Origin of the sequence: Bacillus sp. FF-1 (genome assembly GCF_028548245.1) — a bacterium.
Taxonomy (GTDB): domain Bacteria; phylum Bacillota; class Bacilli; order Bacillales; family Bacillaceae_G; genus Bacillus_A; species Bacillus_A paranthracis.
Genome location: NZ_JAQQGG010000001.1, coordinates 613,657 through 639,902 on the forward strand (window position 1 = coordinate 613,657; position 26,246 = coordinate 639,902).

The window sequence follows — 26,246 nt, forward strand, 5'->3', positions numbered from 1 at the left end:
TTGTGAACATATTAAAGGTTATAGGAATAATTGTAGGAGTCATTATAGTAGCTGTTATAGCTTTCTTCGTTATTATGAATTACTATTTGTCAAAAGAAGATCCTGATTACGTATTAAAGTACATAAAAGAACATAAAGAAGATGAAACATGTTCATTACTTATTAAAAGAAATGGAGAAGTATTAACTTCTATAAATGAAAATAAAAAATTGCCATTAGCGAGTATGGCAAAAATCGTAATAGCAGTTGAATTTGCTAAGCAAGTGTCAGAAGGAAAAATAAGTCGTGATGAACAAATTTCATTGCACGAGCTAGAAAAATATTACGTTAAAGATACTGATGGTGGAGCACATCCTGACTGGTTAGAAGATGCTAGAGAGAGAGAATTAGTGAAAAATGGACAGATTAATTTAGAAGAAGTAGCTAAAGGCATGATTCATTATAGTTCTAATGCAAATACAACATATTTGTTAGATAAGCTTGGAATAGAAAGAGTAAATGAGAGTATAAAAGAGTTAGAGCTTACTAGTCATGATAAGTTTACTTCTTATACGGCTGCACTATATATGAGAGGATACGTAGAAAAAGAACTTCATGTGCCAGAAAATCAGTCATTAAAAACGTTACGTAACATGTCAAAAGATGAATATAATAAACATGTGTTACAAATACAGGAATGGATGAAAGATGAAGAAGAATGGAAAAAACGGGATATTCCATTAAAGGTAGATATGGAATTTCAGCGAATTTGGTCAGATCGATTAGTGGGTGCAAACGCTAAAGATTATATGAGTATAATGGAAAAGATGAATAGTAGAAAGTATTTTCCAAAATCAATGCAAGAAGAAATCGAGAACATTTTCCAAGGAACAGTTAAAAATAGTAAGTTCGAATATGCTGGTCAAAAAGGTGGTTCTACCGCATTCGTATTGACAAAAAGCTTGTATACTACAGATAAGAAAGGGAATAAAGTAGAAGTTGTCATTATGTTTAACGATATAGAAGATCAAGTTGCATATCAAAATCTGCGAAATAATATAGATTATTTTATTCGAGACATTATAACAAGTGAGGAATTTAGAATAAAATTATAATAGAATAATTTTATTATGTAAACAAGATGCTATTAAAGGTAGGTGTTGAGATGAGGTTGAGGGAGTATATGCTTGAAACGTTTCCAAATTTAGAACTTAGACCACCTCTATTTTATAATGGGGATATTGGTATTCGCTTTAAATTAGGTGTGAACTATGATTGCACTAATATTTATGAAAACTGTCCATATTTAGAAGGCGTTTATAATAGAGCCATTACTTTATTTCAGTCTTTACATTCCAAAACAGACGATATTTATATTGTAGTGGATGTAAATGATTTTGCAGACGGTGAAACTTTCAAACACAAATTGAATATCTTTTCTAAGTATGTAAAAGAGAAGTCTGATTTGTTTAAGTTACAGAAAAATACAATCCCTTATGTTTTTCCAGAAGATGATGAAGATGGATTGTATAAAACACATAGATTTACTTTGAAATGTAAAGTTTCAGACTTGAAATATATTCCTATGCTAAAAGCAATTTGTAATCAAGATATGGGAATCAAACCGCGTATTTTTCATATGGTGTATTTCATAAATGTTAACAAGAATACTATATTTCACATTTATGATGATAGAGGTTGTGATGTATTAGCTACCTCTCCTAATACAATTAGGGATATGTATCATACATATAATGATTGGATATTAGATTACGATCGAAATAAAATCGATAAAGTATTTAATTGAATGTAGTCTATTTTAAATGAGGGAAACACCATATGGGGTGTTTCCCTTTTATTAATATGAAAATCAACATTTAAAATTGACAGCACTTATTATAAAGGTAAAGGGATTTGATAATAATGTATTGAATTTGGGTAGAAACGGAAAAAGGAGATGAATAAATGACAACAATATATTTCGTTCGCCATGCCCATTCTACCTATACAAAAGAAGAACGGGAGCGACCTTTATCTGAAAAAGGACAATTGGATGCAGAGAATGTAACACACTTATTAAAAGATAGACATATTGATGTAGTGATTTCTAGCCCGTACAAAAGAGCAATTCAAACTGTACAAGGAATTGCGAATACATATGATGTATCGATACAAATAGAAGAAGATTTACGAGAAAGGTTATTAAGTTCAGAGTCAGTAACAGATTTTAATGATGCAGTCCAAAAGGTGTGGGAAGATTGGGATTTTGCACACGAAGGCGGAGAATCGAATGATGTAGCGCAAAGGCGTGCTGTAATATGTATGCAAAATATATTAAAAAAATATAAAGATAAGAATATTGTAATAGGAACTCATGGGAATATTATGGTATTACTCATGAATTATTTTGATTCAAAATATGATTTTCGATTTTGGAAAACAATTCGTATGCCTGATATATTTAAGTTGAATTTTCATAATGAAGATTTAGTTTCTGCCGAAAGGATAGAGAATACGGGTCATCAGATAAATAATTTGTAAAAGTTTATCAAAAAAAGAGGAAAGAGAGATGTTATTGTAGAAGTATGACTTTGTAACATAAAAAATATATGTTAAAGGAGGCTGTTTACATGTTTGAGAAAGAGAAAGAAGGGCTTATTGAAGTTCACAACGTATATGAAATTGCACCAGCAGATGGAACAATTATAGGTATGGCAACGGAAGAAGAAATGGAAATTGCTGCTGAGCTAGAGCTGCAGTACTATGCCCATTCTCGTTTGTTAGAAACAAATATTCAGTTAGACGGTTCCTCCTACAAAGAGTTACTTCAGGAGTTCCAGGAGTACGAAAGAAAATCAATGAGCTTTTGGCGAGCAATACATAAGCGTTTAGCTGTGCCATGGGCATGGGTATTACGTATTGACGTTGCGAATGGTCCTATATATGTAAGTAATGGGAATGCGTATTACGAAGAAATCGATGATGAAGAAGATTATGAATAGATAAGTAAGGAAGCAACTTTAGTTGCTTCCTTTTTTTATTCGTACAGATTGAACAGCCTCAATAATAATATCTGGTCGATCATTTTCTATTCCGTGACCAGCATGTTCAGCAAGTATATATTGGCTGTTTATTGAGAGTTGTAATTGTTCATGAATCAGTTCTTGCCACATTGCTTCAAGTTGTGTCGCTTCCTCTTTTTGCATGCCGCCCTCAGTCAACTGAGTAATAGAATATTGAGGGTCTCTACCGATAACGATTAAAGGTACTTCTAATGTTTTATAGAGTTCTTTTATTGAGCGAGCACAATTTTTCCACGTAGATAGTTCAGAAGCTGTCGCTTTATATAATGTAGGAGAGGTAGAAAATTCAATGTACTGTCTTGATTGATTAGCGAGTATTGGCTTTAGTTCATTAGAAAGCATGTCTACATCCATTTTAGAGTATGTATTATATTTTTGAAGCCACATATCATCCGAATCAGTCTGATCAGAAATTGGTAAATGAAGTTCATCTAATCGGTGTAAGTTCATGGATGTAGAATCAACTAAAATAAGTGCTTGCAACTTATCTTCATGTAACATCGCAAAATGTTGTGCACATAAACCTCCATAGGAATGACCGATTAGAATGATTGGCTCGTGAATATCCAATTTTTGTAGCAACAAATGAAGTTCTTTTGTTACTTGTAACGTAGTACGTGAATAATTCCCTAGTTCACTTTTTCCGTAACCTGGGCGATGGTAGGAAACGACTGTAAAGTGCTGTGAAAGCTTTTCTATAATAGGAAGCCAATCATAAAATGAACAAGTCATTCCGGTTTGAATGACTACAGTTTGTTTACTACTTCCTTTCATATATACTTCTATAGTTTGCCCCAATACCTCTACAAATTTATAAATAGTAAACCCTCCTAACTAAGATTGAAGTAATTTTTGACAAGCGAAAACAATACACCAGACACCTATACCGAATAGGACAGATGTACTAAGTGCAAATGAGTTTTTTAAACCGATATAAACGATAAATAATAGTAGTGCGGATGCAGGAAATCCATATAATACACCTAAAGCAAATTGATTTAATTCTTGTTTGTTCCCGCCTTCGAAAGAAATCCAAAACAGGCTCAGTAAACTAACGAGAGGAAGGGCAGCGATAAACCCGCCAATCGTACTATAATGTTTAGCTACTTCAGTAATAACACCGATAATAAGTGCCGAAACGATTACTTTAACGAGGAAATGCATACTTTGCCTCCTTCGCTAATAATGAAAAAGCTTTTTCAATTAATTGTTGTTCTTCTTTCGATAACTGCGATTCTAATATTTTTATCTTTTCTTTATCTAGTAAAGTATGCTTTTCTAATACTTCAATGCCTTCTTTCGTTAAAGTAAGGTTCACAACTCTTTCATCTTGTTTGTTTCTTTTTTTCATGATATAGCCTTTTTGAATAAGGCGCTTTACGTGTTCAGAAGCTGTGTTATGAGAGAGAGTAAGCTCAGTAGCGACTTTTCCAATTGTTATTTCTTTCTCACGAGAAACGATTTGTAAAATACGAATAGCTTGGTGAGAAAGATTGTCTTCATATTCATATCGTAAGTGATAATAAATGTTCTCCCAATGCTGATTGATGTCTTTCATAATAATAAATCCTCCTGTTTTTATATCGTATAGTAAGATATATTCGTTAGTGTAGAAATAAAATCCTTTTATTTGGATAAAAAATGTTGAAAAAGTTTATTTTTATTGAAATATAAGGTAATCTATGTGTAAAGGTATACATTTAGCAAGAGAGAGGATGATAGCTGTGAATACATTCAAATGGATGAGTCATGAACAGATGTATGTAGATGAAATACATGTTGAAAAATGTGGTCCTCTTTCAGTCGGCGTATATGGGGGAAATCAAGAGAGTGATGCATATGAACGAGGAGATGCGGTGCTTGCTTGGTGGGATCCTGAATTACAATTTGAATTTGTTATGATTTTTGATACACATCACAAAACAAAAAATATAGATTATATAGTAGAAGCAATTTCGGAAAGAAAAGAGAAACTAAAAGAGTTATTTTCCTACCCGATACATTTAGCTTTTCATCATACACATATGTATTTGTTAGCTTTATTTACAGATGAGCTGTTTATTGAAAAATGTGATCAAGATGATGAGGAACTCGCATGTTTAATATGTTTGCGAAAAGGCGAATTTTTATATTGGTTATCAGTTGGTAATTGTTTCGCATATTTATTCCATTCTGAGAAAACGAAGAATGGGAAAGGGCGATTAAATAAACGGAAGAATTACGAATATATCGGTAGGAAAAATATTTTTGCAGCAAATACACCTTGCTTTACGTCAGGTGTAAGAGGATTAGAAAAAGGAATGAATCACATCGTAATGGCAACGGACGGTATTTTAGAGTGTGATAAACGAAGGTTTGATGATGACCAATCTTTAATAGAAATATTACACGACGGAAGTTGCTTACAGATTGAGCCAGTATTAACAAATGTACTGCAGTGGAAAGGTAGAGATTGTGCCACAATTATTGGATGGTCCATTGACACTGAAAATAAACGATGTGCTAATTAATATAAAAGGAGTTCAAGGTTTTTATCCTTGAACTCCTTTTTTTAAGCAATATGGATGTGATACGTTTTTAACCATTCATTTACTTGTAGCATGTATTCCATAGCACTTCTTGCTTCGAAATTGTTAATTTCTTTATTACTCTGATCGGCAATAGCAAGTAATGTGGAATGATTAATAAGTGAGAAAATAGGATTGTTTTTATTACTGCACATGTCGAGTGATAAATGACGAATTTTTTGTAAATAATGTGGGTCTTGTGAAGTTGGATACGCACTTTTTCTTCTATTGCGTACATCGTCAGGTAAAGCAGGTTTCAGTGCTCTACGTAAAATGCCTTTTTCAATATTATCAATGCTTTTTATGTTGAAAGGAACGTTCCATAAATATTCAACTAATCGATAATCGCAAAACGGTACACGAACTTCAAATCCTACAGCCATACTCATACGGTCTTTACGGTCAAGTAAGAACGGAAGAAATCTCGTTAAAAATAAATAAAACATTTGACGTTGTTTCGCGGATTTTTTACTTTCACCTTCAAGAGTAGGTACTTCAAGTATTGCTTCTTGGAATCGTGTATCAATATAGTTTTCTAGATTACATTGGTTACTTACTTCATGTAGTAGAAGAGGAGATGTATTTTTCCAATTTGTTAGCCAAGGAAATTTATCTATATATAGTAATTCTTCTTGATGAAACCAAGGATATCCACCGAATACTTCATCAGCAGATTCTCCCGATAAAGCTACGGTCGCATCTTTTTTCATTTCGCAAAATAGTAAATATAGTGAAGTTTCCATTTCACCAGCACTCGGTAAATCTTTTGCACGGAGGGGAACGAATAAGTGATTTGCTAATTCTTCAGCATTCACGATAATATCATGATGAGATGTCCCTACATGTTCAGAAACGCGTTTTACCCAAGGAGCGTCTAAACCTGTGCGAGCAAAGGTCAGCTCGAAATCTTTTGCACTATTTACAAAGTCAACGGAATACGTATGAAGTGTTTTATTTTCAGCAGCAAATTCTTTCCCCGCTAGTGCAGTAATACCGCTAGAATCTAATCCTCCTGATAACATGCAAACGAGAGGGACATCGGCAATTAATTGTCTTTTTACTGTATCTTGTAAAATAGATAAAATATGCGATGATGTATCTTCTATAGAATCTGTATGGACCTTACTTTCTAAATTCCAATACTTCGTAACTACTTTTTTATCACGTGTAAACGTTATAGAATGTCCAGCACGCACTTCTTGAATATGTTTAAAGACGCCACATCCTGGAGTTCGAAATAACCCTAATCCAAATATTTCATTTATGCCATCCGTATCAATTTCAGCAGGGACAGATGGATGAGCTAATAATGCTTTAATTTCAGATCCGAAAATAATACTGTCATTTCTTTCTGTATAAAAGAGTGGTTTTACGCCTAAATGATCACGTGCTAAAAACAGTTGTTGCTTCTGATCATCCCATAAGGCGAAAGCGAAAATGCCGTTTAAATGTTGTACGCAGTCTTCTTTCCATTCTAAATAAGCATGTAGTAACACTTCTGTATCTGAATGCGTTTCAAATGTATGACCACATTTCCTAAGTTGTTCTCTCAGCTCACGGAAATTATAAATTTCTCCATTATAAGTAAGAGCATACGTATAATCACCAGCACGAAATGTCTTCGGTTGTGTTCCGCCTTCTGGATCAATTACAATTAAACGCCGGTGTGCAAAGGCCGCGCGAGGTGAAAACCAAAATCCTTCAGCATCCGGACCACGATGCTGAATACGATTTGCCATCTCTTTTAAAATAACATGTTCATTAGAAAGATCCTTAGTCCAATTTACCCAACCTGTAATTCCACACATACACATCTCATCTCCTAATTTTAAATAGTAGGTTAACGAAATAAAATGTACACTAAGTTAAAGAATGACTATATAAATAGTGTACTACATGAATCAAATTGCAGACTTGAGAAAATTTTCTTTGAACGCATAGTTACGTGAGACAATGGCTAAGGGAAAGTATTCCATTACATATAAAAAATAATAAAAAGATGAGAGAAAATATTTTTTTAGACGTTATATAGGGTGTAAAAGCTTTTACAAAAAAATAAGGGGAATCGCTACATGAAATCAAATGAGAAAAATTATATAAAAAGATTACAGCGACAAAAAGAAGATGCGCTAGAATTTGTTGTCGATACATACTTACCGCTCATAAAAGGGATAACCCACAAAGTTCTTCTTCCAGTTCAAAATGATGGACTCATAGAGGAATGTGTAAACGATATATTTCTTTCCATATGGAATAACGCAAATAAATTTCATGGAGAACCAAATGATTTTAAAAAATGGATTGCGGCAATTGCGAAATTTAAGGCGATTGATTATTACCGGAAGGCAACTAAAAAAGTAGAGATTATTTCGGATGAGTTTCATATGAGTACGGAAAAGTCAGCAGAAGATGAATTAATCGTTATGGAAGATAGGGAAGAGTTATTGAAGCTTATTAATCAATTAGAACCGTTAGATCAAAAGGTGTTCATTATGAAATATCTTCTTGGTATGAAGACAGAAGAAATAGGAGACAAGTTAGGGTTAACTCGGGCAGCGATAGATAATCGTGTGTATCGTGGAAAAAAGAAACTACAACAAAATGCTACGAAAATTAGTTTTGGAGGTAGTGTCATATGAAAGACATTTATGAACTATTAAATGATATTGATATAGATGAGAAAGAACTTGAGGAAATTGAGGCTTCTGAAATTGAAAAAGAAAAAGTAAAGCGCAATGTAAAACAATCGATGCGTACGAAGAAAAAGATGAAAAGTTGGAAAAAAGGCGTTGCTGCTGCATCTATTTTAGTCGGCGTATCGGTTGCCATGCTTGGCATCGGATTTCCGACATACGCTGGAGGATTACCAATAGTAGGTGACATATTCCGATTTTTAGATAATGGTAGAACAGGGTTATATGAAAATTATAAAGAGTTTTCGACTGAATTGAATATGACGAGGGAGAGTAATGGGGTTAAGGTTACCATTAATGATGCTGTGTTCGATGGTAGAACTATTACAATCACATATTCTATTGAGAGCGAAAAAGATTTAGGAGAGAAACCGTTCCCATTTGGAAGTCCGCAAGTTATGGGCTTTGATGGCGGAGGAGGTAGTTCAAACGTTACAAAAGTTGGAGAGGGGAAATATGTAGGTATGACTACGATGAGTGGTCATGGTAGTGAAAGATTAGATGTTGCAAATGTTTGGTGGGATATAGAGGCAATTGAGTTGGATTATGAAGGTAATGTAATAAAGGGAAACTGGAATTTCGCACTTAGTTTAAAAGCAATGGATAGTAAAGAAGTAAAGGTTAATGGGGTTTCTGAAAATGAATTAATAAAAGTAAATATAGACAAAATGGAAGTAACTCCGATGTCATTTATCGTTTTTTTCAATCAGGAAGAATCTAAAGTATTAAGAAGTATATGGGATAGCGCTGATGTGGAATTAGAAATAAAAGATGATTTAGGAAATAAATATGCTGGTGAAGGAAATGGCGGAACTAGTACAGTAGCAGAACCGCACAAAAGTAGTTGGAGTTCCACATTCCAAAAGTTAAATAAAAATGCAACAAAGCTTATCGTTACACCTCACGTGCACTTGCGAGTTCATACACCTGAAAATCATGGTGGAGTGGAGTATGTGAATGGGAAAGAGAAGAAAATAGAAGTACCGAAAAAAGAAGCGAAAAAGAAAGATTTTGTGTTAGATGATATCGTTATTGATTTAAAGAAATAAAAGAGAGACCGCCTAAAACATTAGGCAGTCTTTTTTTCGTTAAGGAGTAGTAACAAGTAATGCATGCGGATGCTGCGTTTTATATTCCTCTTTCCAAGGAATATTTAGTTGTTCCCACGATTCGCCGCTATCATTGGATTGAAACACGCCATTGTTATTTAAAGTGTAAAATGTATGTGGTTCGGCTTCGTTTGTCGCAAACATCGAAATGACTGTACCGATTGCAGATGGTAGTCCTTGTTGTACTTGCTGGAACGGAGTATCTTTCGTTTTACGATAAATATAAGATTCATAAGGAATACGGTGATGAGCGAGATCTGCACTCGGTGCGGCAGAAACGAGAATTGTATTACAATCAGCTGGATCGATAGCCATGCTATATAAATAATGATGTTCAAGTCCATCACTACATGAAATCCAGCTGTTTCCACTGTTATAACTTTCAAGATATGCGCGATCAGGTCCGCCCATAAATCCGTCACCACATGATGCATAAAGGCGATTTGGGGCTTCAGGGTGCATAAGTAATTGATGAGCATCGATAGGAGCACCGAATTTTTTATCAATCCATGTATGCCCTTTATCGTTACTTTGAATAACGGCACCAGCTTCGATTGAAACGTAGATTGTATTTGGATTGTTTGGATCAACTGTAATCCAGCGTACGTGATGAGTAAAAGGTCTAGGAGGGAAAGCCCACGTATAAGAAGATAATAATGATTTCATATTTTTTAGTTCCGTCCACGTTTCCCCACCATTTTCTGAACGGAATAAAGCGCTCGGTTCTGTGCCGACATAAACGACGCCATATCCGTTAACTTGTTCATTCGGGCTTATCGTAATGGAAGTGATCGAAGAATGTAAAATACCATCTTCTTTTGGAAAATCAAAGTAACGATAAGAATCTCCAATTGGTCTCCATGAAACTCCGCTATCGTCACTTAACCAGAGACCTCGTCCAAAAGTGCCGCAATATACACGATTTTTTTGAAATGGATCAACAGCGATACAGGTAGGTTGCATATTTTGTAAGTGATACGCCGCTTCATAGTTACCATATCGTTCTTTCACTACAACAAGTTCACGTTCCATACAGAGAAATAAACGTTTCATTTTCGTAACCTCCTTAAAAATTCTTTCATTAGTAAACAATATGAAGCTGAAAAAGAAGTAGTCTTATTTTTTGTTGAGAAAAAGGACTTGTTTGAAATGTAGCGAAGTGTTTATACAGAGGAAGCGGGATAAAGATGGGGAGTTTGTTTCATACTAATGTACAGATATTATCCTTAAAGGAGCATTAGTATGGGGCATTCACATAATCATGGTAATTCTAATAATAAGAAAGCGTTATTACTTGCATTTTTACTAACAACAAGTTTTATGATTGCTGAAGTTATTGGGGGATTTGTAACAAATAGCTTAGCACTACTATCTGACGCGGGGCATATGCTAAGTGATGCAGTATCTTTAGCTTTAAGTTTACTTGCGTTTAAACTCGGAGAAAAAACAGCAACAACTGCGAAAACATATGGATATAAGCGAGTCGAGATGTTAGCGGCATTATGTAACGGTGTTGTCCTTATTGTCATTTCAATATACATTTTTATTGAAGCAATTCGCCGTTTTAAAGAGCCAGTTGAGATTGCTAGTAATGGGATGCTTATTATTGCTGTACTTGGTCTGCTTATTAATATTTTATCAGCTGGGATATTAATGAGAGGCGGAGATGTGAAGGGTAATTTAAATTTAAGAAGTGCTTTCTTACACGTATTAGGCGATTTATTAGGATCAGTCGGAGCGATAATTGCTGCGTTACTTATTAAATTTTTCGGATGGACTGCTGCAGATGCGATTGCTAGTATTCTTGTGTCTATTTTAGTCATTATTAGTGGATGGCGTGTAACACGTGATACGGTCCATATATTAATGGAAGGTGCACCGCAGAACATAAATGTTGAAGAGGTAAAAAGTACATTGTTAAATATTACGATTGTAAAAGAAGTTCATGATTTGCACATATGGTCTGTCACATCGGATTTTCAAGTATTAACTTGCCACTTGATTATTAAAGGAAATGAAACACAAAGTGTATTAAAAGAGGCTACGGAAGTATTAAAAGAGAAGTTTCATGTAGAACATGTCACCATTCAAGTAGAAATAGATGGTGAATTTCATCATAGTGAGACAACTTGCAAAGTATGAAAGAAAAAGGATAAGAAAAAGTGTCATAACATTTTTCGCGCGGCATACATATATATAATGTGGCCACAAATACTTTGTAAGGTAAATATTTCATGAAATTACTTTACTTATAAAGAGTCATCTTTTATAATCAAAAGTGGTAATTGATAAAGATTATCATTTTCAATAATCGTAGAAAGGAGTTTTTTTAAAAGATGAGTAGTCAACTCCGTTTTGCTGTTGAAAATCGTAAGAGGCATTTAATTGATGAGTTAATTGGAGCAGGTGTGTTTAAAATTCGCGATCGACAATTATACGAGCTGTCTTTAGAGGAATTGGAAAAAGAATACGAAGATATGGAAGATTATGCAAATATTCAGGCATAACTATATATATTAGTAAAAAGAGAGCTGGTTACGATTTTATGTAGCCAGCTCTCTTTCTATTTCGTAGAAATTATTTTTTGTATTTCTTTCATTGGACGGAGCCAGTTTTGAGTCATCATTTGTTCCATTTGTTTTTCATCCTGCTTCTGCAGTGCTTGAATGATAGCGTGATGTTCATCAATAGATTGACTTGCTGGAACAAAGTTTTGGAAAAATAAATATTCAAGGCGTAAAACGTGAAGTTGCATATTTTCTAGAAAGGGTTCAATATATTGATTTTTAGCAATAGAAGAAATTGCATTGTGAAATTGTATATCTAATTCTAAAGCTTGTTTTGCGTTTTTTTTCTCTATAGAATACTGAAAGTCATCATTTATTTCAGAAAGTAGCTTCAGATCAGCGTCTGTAATGTTTTGAAGTGCTTGCTTACCTATAATAGAGTGAAGACCAGCCATCGTTTCATAAATAGTAGGTATGTCGTCTAACTGAATAGGAGCAATTTTTGTTTTTTGCCCAGGTACCATTTCCACTAATCCAGAAAGCTCTAATATTTGAAGTGCTTCTCTTACAGGTGTTCTACTTACTCCTAGTGCTTCAGCCAGTTCCCCATCATTAATTTTTTCATCGGGCTTCAGTACACCTTCAATAATCCAATCTTGTAGTTGATTTAAAACGAGTGATTTTGCTGAAACTCTTCCTAGTTTTTTATTATTTTGAGGGATAGGCATAGTGAATTCAATCCTTTCATTGTATATTTTTCTTTTTCTCATGAACAAGCTTTAATTCGGGTTTCCCTTCATCCGGTTTTTGGCTTAAGATAAGCACCATTACAATGACACAAAGGGCCCCTAATAACTGAAAAGATTGAAATGGTACATGTAATATAAGTACAGAAGAAATAATAGCTGCGAGTGGTTCTGTACAACCGAATAATGTCGTTTCTTTCGGGGTTAAGTATCGTATGCTGTCTAAGTATAAATAAAAGGCAATAAGTGTCCCAAAAATGACGACAAATGTGATGAGCGGTAGAGTACTTAATTTTACATATTTCACAGTTGATAATAAAATAAATTCTTTCGTAGAAATAAAGTGTACAATCGTTACACCAATACCCCCAATAATCATGCCCCATCCAACGATAACTGAGGAAGACCATCTATCTAGTAATTCTTTTGAATATAAACTATAAAAAGCAAGAGATAATCCGGATAAAATCCCCCAAATAATAGCTGGTGTAGAAACAGCTAAGTTATGCACAGACCCGTTTGTTAGTAAGAGAAAAGTGCCTACTAATGAAAGGGCAATTGAAATAAAATCAATTTTTGATGGACGAACGTTCCATTTGAAAAGTAAGTATACAGTAATAAATATAGGAGCTAAATATTGCAATAATGTTGCAACGGCAGCATTTCCTTCTTTAATAGAAGCGAAGTACGTGTATTGTACAGCAAGCATACCGAATAGGCCAAACAATATCATTTTAGTAGCATCAGATCTTTGTTTCCATATGCTGAATATTTCTTTTTTTCTCGTTCCGAATGATGAAATAATGAGCAAGATAACGCCCGATATAAGCAATCGAATTGTAACTAACCATTCAGTAGAAATATTGTCATATTGAAAAAGTTGTTGTGCAGCTGTTCCGGACAAGCCCCATAAACAAGCACCGATGACAACCATAATGATTCCTTGTAAACGATTTGGATCCATCATGTAGAGAGTCCTCCTTCCAGAAAATATATTGTATACAATATGCAATATATCACGAAATGAATGAAAAATAAACTGAAATTTCTGTACTGTGAAGTAGGAATTATAGTATTTTCAGTTACGTTTACGATACAAGTGAGTAGGTTAAATAAAGAGAGATAAAATTATAAAATTAAATCATAATCAACAGGATAAAAAAATAAAGATAAGAGTAATTTGGTTTGTTAAAAATATGTGTAGAAGGAGATACGCGATGAACTGGGTTACTCATAAACCAACATTTGAATTTGATAATTTTAGTCCATTTATTCGTGCGAATACTGCGTGGCTTGGGCATTTGGAGTTCGCATACGATTTAGTAAGATTTGAAAAACCAGAAATATTAGTTGAGCTAGGTACACATCTAGGCGCTTCTTTTTTCAGTTTTTGTCAAGGGGTAAAGGATGGGGGATTATCTACAAAATGTTATGCTGTAGATACTTGGACTGGAGACGGGCATACAGGTCCATATGGAGAAGGTGTTTTCCAAATCGTAGATAAAGTGGTGAAAATGAGCTATCCCAATATAGGTAATTTAATTCGATCTACTTTTGATGAGGCTGTTGATCAATTTCAAGATGGAACGATAAACTTGTTGCATATTGATGGCTATCATACGTATGAAGCAGTTTCTCATGATTATAAAACATGGTTACCGAAACTTGCGAATAACGGTATTGTGTTATTTCATGATATTGAGGTGAAAGATCGAAACTTCGGCGTGTATAAGTTTTGGGATGAAGTCACAGCAAAGCACCCTCATTTTCAGTTCCAGCATTCATATGGACTCGGCGTATTATTTCCGAAAGGTTGTAGCGATAAGTTTGTGGAAATACTTAAAAATAAAGAAGAAATACAAAATATGTATAAATAAAAGTGGAGCATGCATCATTTGAATGATGCGTGCTTTTTTGTGTGGGGAATAATGATATTCCTTTAAACGGTGAGGATAATAGTAAAAAGTTTTATGTTGGCAAATATTAAAAAAGTTACTCTTTGATTGTTAAATATAAAAAATGTAACATTTTTTATATTTTCCATTGCGAAAAGTAGCATCTACTTTTACAATAGAAAAGGTGTCCAATATATTATACTGGAAAAATAAATCGAAATAATATGAAAATTTTGTTTTGTCTTCGCTAATTGTATATTACATACATGTAAGACGACACACGTCATGTTATCGACTTGTAAGGAGAGAAAAAAATGAAAAGTGTAAGATTACCATCGATGCTAGAAATCATAGTTCTTTTATTATTATTTCTTGCTGTTGTCTTTTCCTTCCAAACGATTTTTGATCTCCCAATTCAATTAGCGCTATTTATTTCATGGTTTTTAGTAATTGCGCTTGGATTAAGATTAGGATTTCGTTATCAAGAATTGCAAGATGCAATTACGAAAGGGATTTCTAACGGATTAGAAGCAATACTCATTTTAGTTGCAGTAGGTGCTTTAATTGGAACATGGATTGCTGGTGGGATAGTACCAACATTAATTTATTATGGATTAGAATTTATTCACCCTAGTATATTCCTATTAGCAACATTAATTATTTGTTCGATCACTTCTATCGCAACAGGAACATCTTGGGGAACGGTAGGAACAGCAGGTATTGCTATGATGGCGATTGGTGAAGGTCTTGGGTTACCATTACCACTTGTTGCTGGTGCAGTTCTTTCAGGTGCTTATTTCGGGGATAAATTATCGCCACTTTCTGATAGTACAGTACTTGCAGCATCTATGGCAAAAGTAGATGTTATTGCACACGTACGAGCTATGCTTGTATTAGACGTTCCAGCGTATATTATTACTAGCATTATGTTTACTGTAGCTGGTTGGATGTATGGCGGAGATAACGTAGATTTAAATCGAGTAGAATTTTTAAAGGAATCATTATTAAAACACTTTGATATTAAAATATGGATGTTAGTTCCGGCGATTATTGTCATTGTCCTATTAGCAATGAAGAAGCCTTCTATGCCTACAATTGCAATGGGAGCTTTACTTGGCGCAATTTGGGCAACTGTTTTCCAAGGAATGCACTTTGGAGACGCAATTGGAACAGCATATAACGGATTCTCAATTCAATCAGGCGTTGAGTTTGTCGATAAGTTATTAAACCGTGGCGGAATTAACGGTATGCTCGGTTCAGTAGCCGTAATTATTTTCGGTTTAGGGTTTGGTGGATTACTTGAAAAATTAGGTGTTTTAAAAGTAATCGTATCAAAATTCGAAAAGAAATTAAATTCTGCTGGTAATGTAACATTATCTACATTAATCGTTGCATTTTTAGCGAACATATTTGGATGTGCGATGTACGTATCACTTATTTTAACACCGAAAATTATGCAAGAAAGTTATGATAAACTAAAAATCGACCGCCGCGTATTAGCGCGTAACTCAGAAGTAGGTGGAACATTAACTTCAGGTATGGTTCCATGGTCGGATAACGGTATTTTTATGGCTGGTATTTTAGGTGTTGCGACGATATCATACATTCCATTTATGTGGTTAAGTTTCGTATCGTTAATTTTAGCAGTTATTTACGGATATACAGGCAAGTTCATTTGGTATGTAGATGATGCTGAAAAAGGAAAAGAAGCATCATAAATAAAAAATCACCTTCTACGTGTTGTAGAAGGTGATTTTTTATTATGAAAACATACTTTTTCATATTGAATTCCTCCAGTATTGTTATAGTAGGTTACAAAGGAAAGAATACAACCTAAACTTAAGTTTAGGTCAAGAGGAGTTTTTAAAATAAATATAAAATATCTATTTATATGAGTGAGAATTCTTATCATTTAAAGGGAAGTCTGTTATTATAAGAAATGTAGGTATTATATTTTCAAGGGGATGAAAACATGGAGTACAGAATTGAAAGAGATACATTAGGAGAAATTAAAGTTCCAGCTGATAAATTATGGGCAGCACAAACACAACGTAGTAAAGAAAACTTCCCGATTGGAACAGAGCAAATGCCGCTTGAAATTGTAAAAGCATTTGCCATTTTAAAGAAGAGTGCAGCACTTACTAATAAAAAATTAGGAAAGCTATCAGAAGAAAAAGCAGAAGCAATTGTGACAGCAGCTGACGAAGTGATAGCAGGGAAATGGAATGAACATTTTCCACTTGTCGTATGGCAAACAGGTAGTGGTACTCAGTCAAACATGAATGTGAATGAAGTAATTGCAAACCGAGGGAATCAAATTTTGAAAGAGAAAGGATTTGACGTACATATTCATCCGAATGATGATGTGAACATGTCTCAAAGTTCAAATGATACTTTCCCAACTGCGCTTCATGTAGCATGTGTACTCGCAGTAGAAAATCACGTGTTACCAGCAATTACGAAATTAAAAGAAACGTTAGCAGAAAAAGTAAAAGCATTTGAACATATTATAAAAATTGGTCGTACACATTTACAAGATGCGACACCGTTAACATTAGGACAAGAAATTAGTGGATGGCACCGTATGCTTGAAAAAACAGAGCGTATGATTGCAGAGAGCAATACATATATGAAAGAGCTTGCGATTGGTGGTACTGCAGTTGGAACAGGTATAAACGCCCATCCTAAATTTGGTGAGATGGTATCTGAGGAAATTAGCCAATTTACAGGTAAGCAATTTATTTCTGCACCAAATAAATTCCATGCATTAACGAGTCATGATGAAGTTGTATATACGCATGGGGCATTAAAAGCATTAGCAGCGGATTTAATGAAAATTGCTAACGATGTGCGCTGGCTGGCAAGTGGTCCACGTAGTGGGCTAGGAGAAATTATTATTCCAGCAAATGAGCCAGGAAGCTCTATTATGCCAGGTAAAGTAAATCCAACGCAAAGTGAAGCGTTAACGATGGTTGTAGCACAAGTGATGGGAAATGACGCAACAATCGGATTTGCAGCGAGCCAAGGCAATTTTGAGTTAAATGTATTTAAACCTGTTATTGCATATAACTTCTTACAATCTGCTCACTTATTAGCAGATGCAATTGTTTCATTTAATGATAATTGTGCAGTTGGTATTGAAGCAGATGAAGAAGTCATTAAAGAGAATGTGAATCGTTCATTAATGCTTGTTACAGCATTAAATCCGCATATCGGATATGAAAATGCAGCGAAAATTGCGAAGCATGCTCATAAACAAGGGTTAACTTTAAAAGAAGCAGCATTGCAATCTGGATTACTAACAGAAGCACAATTTGATGAAATTGTCGATCCGAAAAAAATGATTGCTCCGAAAGAGTAATAAAAACGCCAAGATTCTTTGTTTAGAATCTTGGTTTTTTTATTACTGTAAATGCCAAAATATATTATTTGTTAGCAGACATATTCAATATTTTCATATGTGGGCAGTTTTCTTTTAAAAGTGCAATGAATTTTTCTTCTTCTTGTGGTACGAAAGTTGTCACAGAGTCGAATAAATTATAATGGATTTCTAATTGCTGTCTAGTCCATTTCTTTGAATGAAGTTTTTTACCAGAGTATTTAATGTGGCGAATATCTTCAAAGGGAATTTCAGTACGTAGTATGAAACCATGTTTTACGAAAAGAGATGATTCTGTTACGTTGTAGTGAGAGAAATAGAATGAAGAAAGATTCACGATATTTAGCAGCATCATGAGGGTGAAAAAAATAGAATTTTCATTTTGGAAAAATAGTGAAATGAAAAAAATCATGATAAATAATGTAATAAAAATGACGTGAAATGGATTTTTTTTCGCTTTAAATTTCAAGTTAGTCACCTCGGTATACGTGTACTTTAACTAAATTAAATCATAACATTGTAATAAAACGTGTGAATATGCATAATTGCATATTCACACGTTTTATTATTCATGTAAAATTTCTTGATGGGATACATTCAAAAGAAGTTTTGTAATAGTGGAGTGGCATGAAGTGACTTACAAGAATAGAAAGATAGTGTTAGTCATAATTAGTTGTATGATGATTATGGGGAGTTGTGCTAATACATTTGTTGAAGATAGAAACCGAAAGCATACATTTGTACAAGCAAGTAAGGTTTTAGTTGAGACTTTAAATAGAATATATAAAAAGTAAAAGGTGTTTTCTTATACGGAAACACCTTTTTTTAGTTAAAATTGAATGTACTTTCTCCCAATGTCCATATTCACTAATTGCATATGTATTTTGGGCAATTTGTTTAACAGTAAACCAAGGGTCGTGCAGAATAGTCATGTTTTGTTTCACATCCTATCGTAATTTATTTATTAAATACATTCGCTTTTTATTGCTTCATGTCCTTTTCAAAGAATATTTTATAGACATTTTTTATAAAGGTTTGAAAAATAGGTAAACGAAACATTGAAATGTTTATTTCGTTTATGTTAAGATGATGAAGTGATAATAAACGTTATTGAAATTTGTTTATTTTAAAACGGACATTTTAAAGGAGTGTTTAGTATGAGCGATATTTCAGAGAAGTTTTGGGATGCGTCGGTAGAGGAATTGAAAAAAGGGTATGTGTTTGATGAGGAAACGGAAGAGTATATTTGTTTAGCTTGTGGAGAAACGTTTATTAAGGGTGTTATTTATCAAGATAATCAAGTTTTGTATGAAGCAGAGAAGTTTGTACAATTGCATGTGCAAAACGAACATACATCTATGTTTGACTATTTATTAAACCTTGATAAGAAGTATACGGGTTTAACGGATTTGCAAAAGAAGATGGTTCAGTTTTTCCATATGGGGCTGAATGATAAAGAGATTGTGAAAGAGATGGATGGCGGAAGTACTTCAACCATCCGCAATCATCGGTTTACACTTCGAGAGAAAATGAAGCAAGCGAAAGTGTTTTTAGCGTTAATGGAACTGTCAGAAGAAAAATCAAAAGTACAAACGAAATTTGTACCCATTCATAGAACAGCAACGATGGTAGATGATCGTTACAATATTACAGAAGAAGAAAATGATGAAGTGTTAAAAACGCATTTTACAGAGGGATTAGATGGACCGCTTTCTAAATTTCCAAAAAAGCAAAAGCGTAAATTAATTATATTACGTCATTTAGTGACGAAGTTTGATAGTCATAAAAAGTACACTGAAAAAGAAGTAAATGCTATTATAGAAAGCGTATATCCGGATTTTGTAACTTTGAGAAGATATTTAATCGAATACGGGTTTTTAGATAGAACAGCTGATGGAAGCCAATATTGGGTGAAGTTATAATATAGGGACAAGAAAATGAATAGAAGCACATCGTTATAACAACTATACAAAGAGATAGAAGTTGAAAAACAGATTTTTAATAAAAGGAGAAATGAAATTTGAAACCACCTACAAATAACAATAAAGAAGGTGCGGAGTCACATAAGTTAGAAAGTGAGAGTAAACCGATTTGGAAATCGATGTCCATGTTTTTAGTACCGTTACTATTAAGTAATGTACTACAATCAGTTGGACAATTATTCGGTATGGTAGTAGTAGGAAGATGGCTTGGAGTGAATGATTTAGCGGCCATATCGGCATTCTTTCCTCTATTTTTCTTACTCGTTTCATTCGTAATTGGTATTGGTTCAGGGAGTTCTATTTTAATAGGTCAGGCGTTTGGGGCAAAAAACGAAGATCGTTTAAAAGCGATTGTTGGTACGACGCTAACATTTACCTTTATTATTGGAGTTGTGTTAGCGATAGTAGGTAGTATTTTTGCAATGGATATTATGCGCCTTATGGGGACGCCAGAAAATATTATTGAAATAAGTGTACATTATGCACGTATTTTATTTATATCGATGCCAATCTTATTTTTATATTTCGCATACACAACGTTTATGAGAGGTACAGGAGATTCTAAAACGCCATTTTACTTTTTAATTGTAAGTACAGCGCTAAATATGATCTTATTACCAATCCTTATTTTTGGATGGTTAGGTGCTCCAAAATTAGATGTGTATGGAGCAGCCTATGCTTCTGTTATATCTACAGTTATTACGTTTATTGTCATGTTAGTGTATTTAAAGAAAAAAAATCACCCACTACAATTAGATAGTACGGTAAGGAAATATCTTCGAATGGATTGGGGGTTATTAAAGCTTTTACTACGACTTGGTATTCCAGCGAGTATTAATATGATATTAGTTTCATTATCAGAAATTGCGGTAATCGCGTTTGTAAATCGTTACGGTTCGGATGCAACAGCAGCTTATGGCGTTGTGAACCAAGTTGCAAGTTATGTGCAAATGCCAGCAGTTAGTCTTGGTATTACAGTCTCCATTTTTGCTGCCCAATCAATTGGTGCGAATCAATTTGATCGATTGCAGAAAGTTGTGAAGGCCGGAATTATTATGAACTACGTCATCGGTGGTGTGCTAATATCTCTCATTTACTTGTTCTCAAGAGACATTCTATCACTATTTTTAACGAGTCAAACTACAATTGAAATTGCTCATAGCCTAGTTATGATTACATTATGGAGTTATTTAATTTTCGGGCATGCGCAAATTATTAGTGCGACAATGCGAGCGAGTGGTACAGTATTATGGCCAACTGTTATCGGCGTCGTATCAATATGGCTTGTAGAAGTACCTGTAGCGTATTACCTTTCTTACCATACAAGTCTTGGCATAGAAGGGATATGGATTGGGTACCCAGCAGCGTTTATTGTCAGTTTAATACTACAATATGCATATTATAAGCTTTCATGGCAGAAGAAACGAATTACACGATTAGTGAGTTAAATATTGAAAATGTCCCTAAGTTATTATACTTAGGGACATTTTTTGTAAGTGTAGGTTACAAATAGCTTTTTAAAGTAATATCAAAATGTTGTCTAATGAGTTTGTTATCACTCATATAAAACTCCCACGCTTTTTCTGGTTCACCGATAATTTCAAAAGATTCTTCTGTAATATATAAGGCACAATTATCCTCTAGTGCAATGCCTTCTATATTCCCTTGATGATTTTGTAAAAAGGAATGGAAGGCGTTCATTCTATTTAATTGATTATAATGTGGACAAAACCTTTTGTTCACAATTCCCCAGCCGTTGCTCTCTATATAACCGGAACCTTCATAATCTGAGCGGATGCTAGATGTGAACCAGCACATAGCACCAGCGCTGTATCCTGCAATGAGCGTTCCTTGCTGCAGAGCCAATAGTAATTTTTCATCGAGCTTATGTTCTTTCCATTCTGAAATCATTTGAATATAGTTTCCGCCACTGAGATAAATTAAATCAGCAGACTGAATCATTTCGTCTATTTCATATTTAGAAGGTGTATCGGCTATAATACGTAAAATTTGTACGTCACAGTGTAATTGTTTTTCGAATGTGTCTAAAAATAATTTTATATAGCTTTCATCATCATGACTAGCTGTAGGAATGAATAATACTTTCGGATACTGTTTATTTGTTAATTCTATAAGTCGCTCATTAATAGGCGAGTGATTTGAATCTTGTAAATCACCGCCACCAATGACAGCTAATTTCATAGTAAAGCACCACCTAATCATTTTCGTTATATAAAAATTCGATAGAAGAGAGTTACATTCCTTCTGCGATGTAATGATTAAGTAGAAAATATAGTTTGAATATATCGGAATAGTAAAGCAAAGGCTGGTTATATTGAGAAATGAATTAGAAACAATTTATTAATATATAATACTTCATACTATTGTTTCAAAATATGGAAACAATATGTTTAAATGGATATAAAGAAGCATGTATTCATATTGAATGAGTACTTATCCTTTAAAAAGGAATCGGAAATAATAGAGATTTTACAAATGAGTTTTTACTTTTAATAGGAACTTGTATTACAATATGGTAAAATTATTTCAATATATTTATTTAATATAAAAATACAAAGAGGGAGCGTGAGAAAAGTGGATTTTCGATTCGAATTTACAACGAAGGTGAAGGAATACTTGGATGATGAGAAGGATGAAAAAATAATAAAAGATGGACATAGAGATATCATTTTTCAGTATTTATATCCGCTAGAGAGTGAAATTGGTATTTATAAAAATCCTAACTTTACTTTTTTTGCATCAGGAAGACGCTCGCATATCGTATTAGAAAACATTGAATTTAAAACAGAGGTAAATGTAAAAAGTAACATCATTGAAATTACAAAAATAGTGGATAATGTCGTTATCCCGTTAGATACGATCGTAGCGAAAGATCGGGAATTGTTTGCACTTGGACGTAATGAGAAGTTTAGTGTACAAATATTAGAGCAGTATCTCTTTGATACATTTGGAGAAAAATTAGGTTTAAAATGAATGGAATTGCCTATGTATTTATAGGTAGTTCATTTTCGTATATATCATCTACGTTTGACCTTTCAATTAATTTATACTACAATTCGTAGTGTGAAAGGAGACGCATGATGTTTACTCAAAACTATAAGCTAAATGAGCAAGGGTTAAATCATTTCTTTGGACCGCTTGAAGCGAAAATTATGGAGATTGTTTGGTCTAGCGAGGGTATTACGATTAAAGAAGTACAGCAGAAATTAAGTGAAGAATCACCTGTGAATTTTAATACCGTTATGACAGTTATGAACAGGTTAGTAGAGAAATTACACTTAGAAAAGCAGACTGTGAAAAGAAGTGGCATATATCGTGCTGTACAAACAAAAGAAGAGTTCTTATCTAATCAAACGAAGAAAATGACGCAGGAATTAATGGGGGAATTTGGAGATTTAGTTGTAAATCATATGCTAGATGAGTTAGAGCAGGTTGATCCGACTTTAATAAAAAAGTTAGAAGATAGATTGAGTCAGTTAAAAAAAGAGGATTAATGAAATGAAATGGCAAATGCATAAAATCGTATTGTTAGCAATAATTGTTAGTACCGTCTTTTTCAGTATGTTAGTGTATTACGTTACATATCCATTTCTTTTTCAAAATAAGGCGTTCTTTCTTTCAAATTTTTGCTTGTTTCAGTTAGAAAAACATATGAAAGAATTATCGCTCATTCGTATTATAATCGCTGGATTTCTACTACTTACATTGTTTATCGTGTGCAAAAGAATGTGGCGACAATTTTTTGATACTAAAAGATTACAAAAAGTACTTATTCCTTTCGTTCGAAAAGGAAAACAAATATATATATTGCCGACTGCGGAAGTTGCGGCATTTACAATTGGATTATTTCGTCCGAAAGTTGTCGTGTCAGAAGGGATGCTTCAAACATTTTCAGATGAAGAAATGGATGCGATTATTTTTCATGAAGAATATCATCAAAACAATCGAGATCCGCTAAAATTATTTTGTTTTACGTTATTAGCAGAAGGAATGATGTACATACCGATATTAAAAGGATTGTTACAGCGGTATCACACGTATCAGGAGCTAGCTGCTGATAAATATGCGATGCAAAAAATGGAGTCTTCGTTTGAGTTAGGTAGCGCGTTATTAAAATTAATTAAAATAAAGGCAATGGAAAACCGATGTGTGACAGCTTCATTTGCAAAAACAGCAATAAATTTACGAATTGAGCAAGTGTTACATGAAAAAGTTGTTAAGCTTACTATTCCGTTACATACGAATTCGGTATATGTAACAGTAGGTTTATTCTGTATGTCGGTTGTACTGATTGTCGGAGAGTGCATATAGCCTCTTTTTTTTTAAGAATTAACACTACTTTATGTAGTGTTTTGGGAGGAAGAAAAGTGAAGAAACTAATTGCTATTATACTAGCCGGAGCACTAATTTGGGCCGGAGTTAATTTTTATAATGCAAAGAAAGAAGAAAAAGAAAGAAAAGCGAAACAAGCGGAATTACAGAAAACAGAAGTATTACCACAAGTAGGATTTAAAGCACCAGACATAACATTAAAAGGATTAGACGGGAAGCTGTATTCGTTAAATGATGCAAAAGGTAAACCATATCTTATTAATTTTTGGGCATCATGGTGTGGTCCATGTGAAATGGAGGCACCTGACTTAGTTCGTATGTATGATAAATATAAAAAGGATGTTGAAATCTTTGCGGTAAATGCAACAATAGGAGATCCAGTGCAAGAAGCGAGCGCTTTTGCGGATCGTCACGGATTTAAGTTTCCTGTTTTACTAGATATGGACGGAGTAGCCGGATTAGATTATAAAGTGTTTTCTTTACCAACGACATTTTTTGTTAATAAAGATGGAATTATCGTAGAGCAAGTACGAGGCGTACTACCTCCAGATCAATTAGAAGAGAAATTCAAGAAATTAATTGAGAGTTAAGAGGGGATTTCATAGTGATGGAGTGGATCGTGAGGTTACAACCCGTATCTCTTATAATTGGAAGTTTATTTGGATTTATGTTGATGAAACGAAAGATGAAGAACGAAAGTGTACCATATGAAAAAATGATGGATGCAGTAACAAATGCTTTTCTTATCATCGTATTTGTATGGAAATTTGCACCGGCAATTTTAAATCCAGTATGGGCTATTAGGTCGCCACTGCAAGCATTATTAGCTATAGGAAGTACGAAACATATTGTAGTAGGATGCATAATTGCAAGTGTATACATTGTTTCGAAAAGTAAAAAGGGGCAATTTTCGCTTCGTACTTTACTTGATGCATTACCTATTGCGCTATGTATGAGTATTATTTTTTATTTTCTATTCCACCAAAAAGTAGGAGTACAAACGACATTGCCTTGGGGTGTGAAAGTATATGAATCTAATTTTTTATATCATCCTATATTCGTATACGAGATCATTCTGGCTCTTTGTATAGTGGGCTTGTTATGGATGAAAAATGAAAGGCTTGGAAATGGAAAGAATATAAGTGTTTTTCTAATTATTGAGGGGTTTGCTCATATTATTATTTCGCTTGTTAGTGAACAGAATTCGGTTCTATTTGGTTTATCGATGCAGCAAATACTAAGTTTTTGTGTTATGAGTTTAGGGATTTTGTTCGTGCCGAAAAGATAAAAATAGCCATGTACGGAGGAATCCGCACGTGGCTATTTTTATTACATCTATTAAAAAATCGGCGGAGTAACAGAAAATAAAACAATGGCATTTTTCTCGAATTGATTTACCCATTTATGTTTTAAATAAGCGGGTATTTTTACGCTATCACCCGTTTCTAATATGTACTCTTCTTCATTTAAATGTAATGTGATTTTCCCTTCTAATACATATGCTAATTCTTCACCTTTATGTTCTAGCACATTTTCTGACGAAGCTGTATTCGGCGGGATGGTCATAATTGCTGTTGCTAAATTTCCTGTGAAATCAGGTGATAGCATTTCATATGATAAATTATCGATAATCATTTTTTTTCGTTTATGAGAACGTACAATTAAATCGTCTGTATTTGTATCTTCAAGTAAAAAGCTAAATGTTGGAACATCAAGAGCTTTAGCGAGTACTTTTAATGTTTGGATAGAAGGGTTAGCAGATCCACGCTCAATTTGACTTAACATAGATGGTGTAATATCAGCCATCTTTGCAAGTTCTTTACTCGTTAAACCTTTTTCTTTTCTTTGTTTTTCAATTTTTTTACCAATATCTATATTTTCCATAATGAAAATCTCCTTACTAATTATTAAATTATATTTAAATAAATTAAATTAAAATTAACTAAAGTGAAA

The 26,246-nt window shown here is 33.7% G+C and carries 29 protein-coding genes; 19 read left to right on the forward strand and 10 right to left on the reverse strand.

Annotated features, from left to right (window positions below; genetic code table 11):
* The first annotated feature begins 2 nt into the window (after positions 1–2).
* The 4 genes from PQF83_RS03290 (at position 3) to PQF83_RS03305 (ending at position 2,981) form a co-directional block, all read left to right on the forward strand.
* Positions 3–1,094 (forward strand): serine hydrolase, encoded by a 1,092-nt coding sequence (locus tag PQF83_RS03290; RefSeq protein WP_001023517.1) that lies wholly within the window; start codon positions 3–5, stop codon positions 1,092–1,094.
* A 50-nt stretch (positions 1,095–1,144) separates the two neighbouring features.
* The gene (locus tag PQF83_RS03295) at positions 1,145–1,786 is read left to right on the forward strand and encodes a DUF3885 domain-containing protein (protein ID WP_001239358.1); all 642 of its coding nucleotides are present in this window, start codon (positions 1,145–1,147) and stop codon (positions 1,784–1,786) included.
* Between the two features lie 158 nt (positions 1,787–1,944).
* Positions 1,945–2,520: a histidine phosphatase family protein gene (locus tag PQF83_RS03300; protein ID WP_000208295.1), complete on the forward strand. Its 576-nt coding sequence runs from the start codon at positions 1,945–1,947 to the stop codon at positions 2,518–2,520.
* An 89-nt stretch (positions 2,521–2,609) separates the two neighbouring features.
* Complete coding sequence (locus tag PQF83_RS03305; RefSeq protein WP_000461770.1) at positions 2,610–2,981, forward strand: hypothetical protein; 372 nt, start codon at positions 2,610–2,612, stop codon at positions 2,979–2,981.
* 18 nt (positions 2,982–2,999) lie between these two features.
* Here the strand turns inward: PQF83_RS03305 and PQF83_RS03310 are convergent, their stop codons facing one another.
* The 3 genes from PQF83_RS03310 to PQF83_RS03320 are packed head-to-tail and all read right to left on the reverse strand — an operon-like array spanning position 3,000 to position 4,620.
* Positions 3,000–3,836, reverse strand: coding sequence for an alpha/beta hydrolase (locus tag PQF83_RS03310; protein ID WP_001997188.1), 837 nt, complete (start codon positions 3,834–3,836; stop codon positions 3,000–3,002).
* Positions 3,837–3,896: 60 nt separating this feature from the next.
* Positions 3,897–4,226 carry a DUF3147 family protein gene (locus tag PQF83_RS03315; protein WP_000545628.1) on the reverse strand — a complete coding sequence of 110 codons (330 nt, stop codon included), beginning with the start codon at positions 4,224–4,226 and terminating at the stop codon, positions 3,897–3,899.
* Positions 4,210–4,620 (reverse strand): MarR family winged helix-turn-helix transcriptional regulator, encoded by a 411-nt coding sequence (locus PQF83_RS03320; RefSeq protein ID WP_000651920.1) that lies wholly within the window; start codon positions 4,618–4,620, stop codon positions 4,210–4,212. The genes PQF83_RS03315 and PQF83_RS03320 overlap by 17 nt, the downstream gene beginning before the upstream one ends.
* 124 nt (positions 4,621–4,744) lie before the next feature.
* Here PQF83_RS03320 and PQF83_RS03325 point away from each other — a divergent pair, with 124 nt between their 5' ends.
* Positions 4,745–5,572 carry a protein phosphatase 2C domain-containing protein gene (locus PQF83_RS03325; RefSeq protein WP_002163702.1) on the forward strand — a complete coding sequence of 276 codons (828 nt, stop codon included), beginning with the start codon at positions 4,745–4,747 and terminating at the stop codon, positions 5,570–5,572.
* A 41-nt stretch (positions 5,573–5,613) separates the two neighbouring features.
* Here the strand turns inward: PQF83_RS03325 and asnB are convergent, their stop codons facing one another.
* Positions 5,614–7,437 carry an asparagine synthase (glutamine-hydrolyzing) gene (gene asnB, locus PQF83_RS03330; protein ID WP_000334039.1) on the reverse strand — a complete coding sequence of 608 codons (1,824 nt, stop codon included), beginning with the start codon at positions 7,435–7,437 and terminating at the stop codon, positions 5,614–5,616.
* A gap of 264 nt (positions 7,438–7,701) precedes the next feature.
* On the opposite strand from asnB, the gene PQF83_RS03335 reads away from it, so the two are divergent.
* Together PQF83_RS03335 and PQF83_RS03340 are read left to right on the forward strand one after the other, a co-directional pair.
* A complete protein-coding gene (locus PQF83_RS03335) occupies positions 7,702–8,268 on the forward strand; it encodes a sigma-70 family RNA polymerase sigma factor (RefSeq protein ID WP_000840044.1) in 567 nt (188 codons plus the stop codon).
* Positions 8,265–9,371, forward strand: a complete 1,107-nt coding sequence (locus PQF83_RS03340) for a DUF4179 domain-containing protein (RefSeq protein ID WP_000653152.1) — start codon at positions 8,265–8,267, stop codon at positions 9,369–9,371. The genes PQF83_RS03335 and PQF83_RS03340 overlap by 4 nt, the downstream gene beginning before the upstream one ends.
* 39 nt (positions 9,372–9,410) lie before the next feature.
* Here the strand turns inward: PQF83_RS03340 and PQF83_RS03345 are convergent, their stop codons facing one another.
* A complete protein-coding gene (locus PQF83_RS03345) occupies positions 9,411–10,484 on the reverse strand; it encodes a WD40/YVTN/BNR-like repeat-containing protein (protein ID WP_000825336.1) in 1,074 nt (357 codons plus the stop codon).
* 189 nt (positions 10,485–10,673) lie between these two features.
* Here PQF83_RS03345 and PQF83_RS03350 point away from each other — a divergent pair, with 189 nt between their 5' ends.
* Positions 10,674–11,573, forward strand: a complete 900-nt coding sequence (locus tag PQF83_RS03350; protein WP_000510072.1) for a cation diffusion facilitator family transporter — start codon at positions 10,674–10,676, stop codon at positions 11,571–11,573.
* Positions 11,574–11,767: 194 nt separating this feature from the next.
* Entirely contained in the window at positions 11,768–11,938 is a 171-nt protein-coding gene (fbpA, locus tag PQF83_RS03355; protein WP_000098302.1) for a Fur-regulated basic protein FbpA, read from the forward strand.
* Positions 11,939–11,994: 56 nt separating this feature from the next.
* Here the strand turns inward: fbpA and PQF83_RS03360 are convergent, their stop codons facing one another.
* Both PQF83_RS03360 and PQF83_RS03365 read right to left on the reverse strand, forming a co-directional pair.
* Complete coding sequence (locus tag PQF83_RS03360) at positions 11,995–12,666, reverse strand: GntR family transcriptional regulator (protein WP_002163700.1); 672 nt, start codon at positions 12,664–12,666, stop codon at positions 11,995–11,997.
* A 16-nt stretch (positions 12,667–12,682) separates the two neighbouring features.
* Complete coding sequence (locus PQF83_RS03365) at positions 12,683–13,648, reverse strand: DMT family transporter (protein WP_033671993.1); 966 nt, start codon at positions 13,646–13,648, stop codon at positions 12,683–12,685.
* A gap of 253 nt (positions 13,649–13,901) precedes the next feature.
* On the opposite strand from PQF83_RS03365, the gene PQF83_RS03370 reads away from it, so the two are divergent.
* The 3 genes from PQF83_RS03370 (at position 13,902) to fumC (ending at position 17,940) form a co-directional block, all read left to right on the forward strand.
* Positions 13,902–14,561 (forward strand): class I SAM-dependent methyltransferase, encoded by a 660-nt coding sequence (locus PQF83_RS03370; RefSeq protein WP_001104685.1) that lies wholly within the window; start codon positions 13,902–13,904, stop codon positions 14,559–14,561.
* Positions 14,562–14,893: 332 nt separating this feature from the next.
* On the forward strand, positions 14,894–16,297 hold the full coding sequence (nhaC, locus tag PQF83_RS03375) for a Na+/H+ antiporter NhaC (RefSeq protein WP_000843974.1): 1,404 nt from the start codon (positions 14,894–14,896) through the stop codon (positions 16,295–16,297).
* Positions 16,298–16,551: 254 nt separating this feature from the next.
* Positions 16,552–17,940 (forward strand): class II fumarate hydratase, encoded by a 1,389-nt coding sequence (gene fumC / locus PQF83_RS03380; RefSeq protein ID WP_000456628.1) that lies wholly within the window; start codon positions 16,552–16,554, stop codon positions 17,938–17,940.
* Between the two features lie 64 nt (positions 17,941–18,004).
* Here fumC and PQF83_RS03385 read toward each other — a convergent pair whose 3' ends face one another.
* On the reverse strand, positions 18,005–18,427 hold the full coding sequence (locus PQF83_RS03385) for a PH domain-containing protein (protein ID WP_000669080.1): 423 nt from the start codon (positions 18,425–18,427) through the stop codon (positions 18,005–18,007).
* A 688-nt stretch (positions 18,428–19,115) separates the two neighbouring features.
* Here PQF83_RS03385 and PQF83_RS03390 point away from each other — a divergent pair.
* Both PQF83_RS03390 and PQF83_RS03395 read left to right on the forward strand, forming a co-directional pair.
* Positions 19,116–19,880 (forward strand): DUF2087 domain-containing protein, encoded by a 765-nt coding sequence (locus tag PQF83_RS03390; RefSeq protein WP_001280289.1) that lies wholly within the window; start codon positions 19,116–19,118, stop codon positions 19,878–19,880.
* 98 nt (positions 19,881–19,978) lie between these two features.
* Positions 19,979–21,388, forward strand: coding sequence for an MATE family efflux transporter (locus tag PQF83_RS03395; RefSeq protein ID WP_000804168.1), 1,410 nt, complete (start codon positions 19,979–19,981; stop codon positions 21,386–21,388).
* A 55-nt stretch (positions 21,389–21,443) separates the two neighbouring features.
* Here PQF83_RS03395 and PQF83_RS03400 read toward each other — a convergent pair whose 3' ends face one another.
* Positions 21,444–22,142 carry a peptidase E gene (locus PQF83_RS03400; RefSeq protein ID WP_061184843.1) on the reverse strand — a complete coding sequence of 233 codons (699 nt, stop codon included), beginning with the start codon at positions 22,140–22,142 and terminating at the stop codon, positions 21,444–21,446.
* A gap of 393 nt (positions 22,143–22,535) precedes the next feature.
* On the opposite strand from PQF83_RS03400, the gene PQF83_RS03405 reads away from it, so the two are divergent.
* The 5 genes from PQF83_RS03405 (at position 22,536) to PQF83_RS03425 (ending at position 25,581) form a co-directional block, all read left to right on the forward strand.
* Positions 22,536–22,934: a DUF3942 family protein gene (locus tag PQF83_RS03405; protein WP_001983153.1), complete on the forward strand. Its 399-nt coding sequence runs from the start codon at positions 22,536–22,538 to the stop codon at positions 22,932–22,934.
* A gap of 107 nt (positions 22,935–23,041) precedes the next feature.
* Entirely contained in the window at positions 23,042–23,455 is a 414-nt protein-coding gene (locus tag PQF83_RS03410; protein WP_000495066.1) for a BlaI/MecI/CopY family transcriptional regulator, read from the forward strand.
* 4 nt (positions 23,456–23,459) lie between these two features.
* On the forward strand, positions 23,460–24,272 hold the full coding sequence (locus tag PQF83_RS03415; protein ID WP_000871912.1) for a M56 family metallopeptidase: 813 nt from the start codon (positions 23,460–23,462) through the stop codon (positions 24,270–24,272).
* A gap of 56 nt (positions 24,273–24,328) precedes the next feature.
* The gene (locus tag PQF83_RS03420) at positions 24,329–24,883 is read left to right on the forward strand and encodes a TlpA family protein disulfide reductase (protein ID WP_000733159.1); all 555 of its coding nucleotides are present in this window, start codon (positions 24,329–24,331) and stop codon (positions 24,881–24,883) included.
* A 17-nt stretch (positions 24,884–24,900) separates the two neighbouring features.
* Entirely contained in the window at positions 24,901–25,581 is a 681-nt protein-coding gene (locus PQF83_RS03425; protein WP_000454864.1) for a prolipoprotein diacylglyceryl transferase family protein, read from the forward strand.
* 50 nt (positions 25,582–25,631) lie between these two features.
* Here PQF83_RS03425 and PQF83_RS03430 read toward each other — a convergent pair whose 3' ends face one another.
* The gene (locus PQF83_RS03430) at positions 25,632–26,177 is read right to left on the reverse strand and encodes a helix-turn-helix domain-containing protein (protein ID WP_000427635.1); all 546 of its coding nucleotides are present in this window, start codon (positions 26,175–26,177) and stop codon (positions 25,632–25,634) included.
* Positions 26,178–26,246 lie beyond the last annotated feature (69 nt).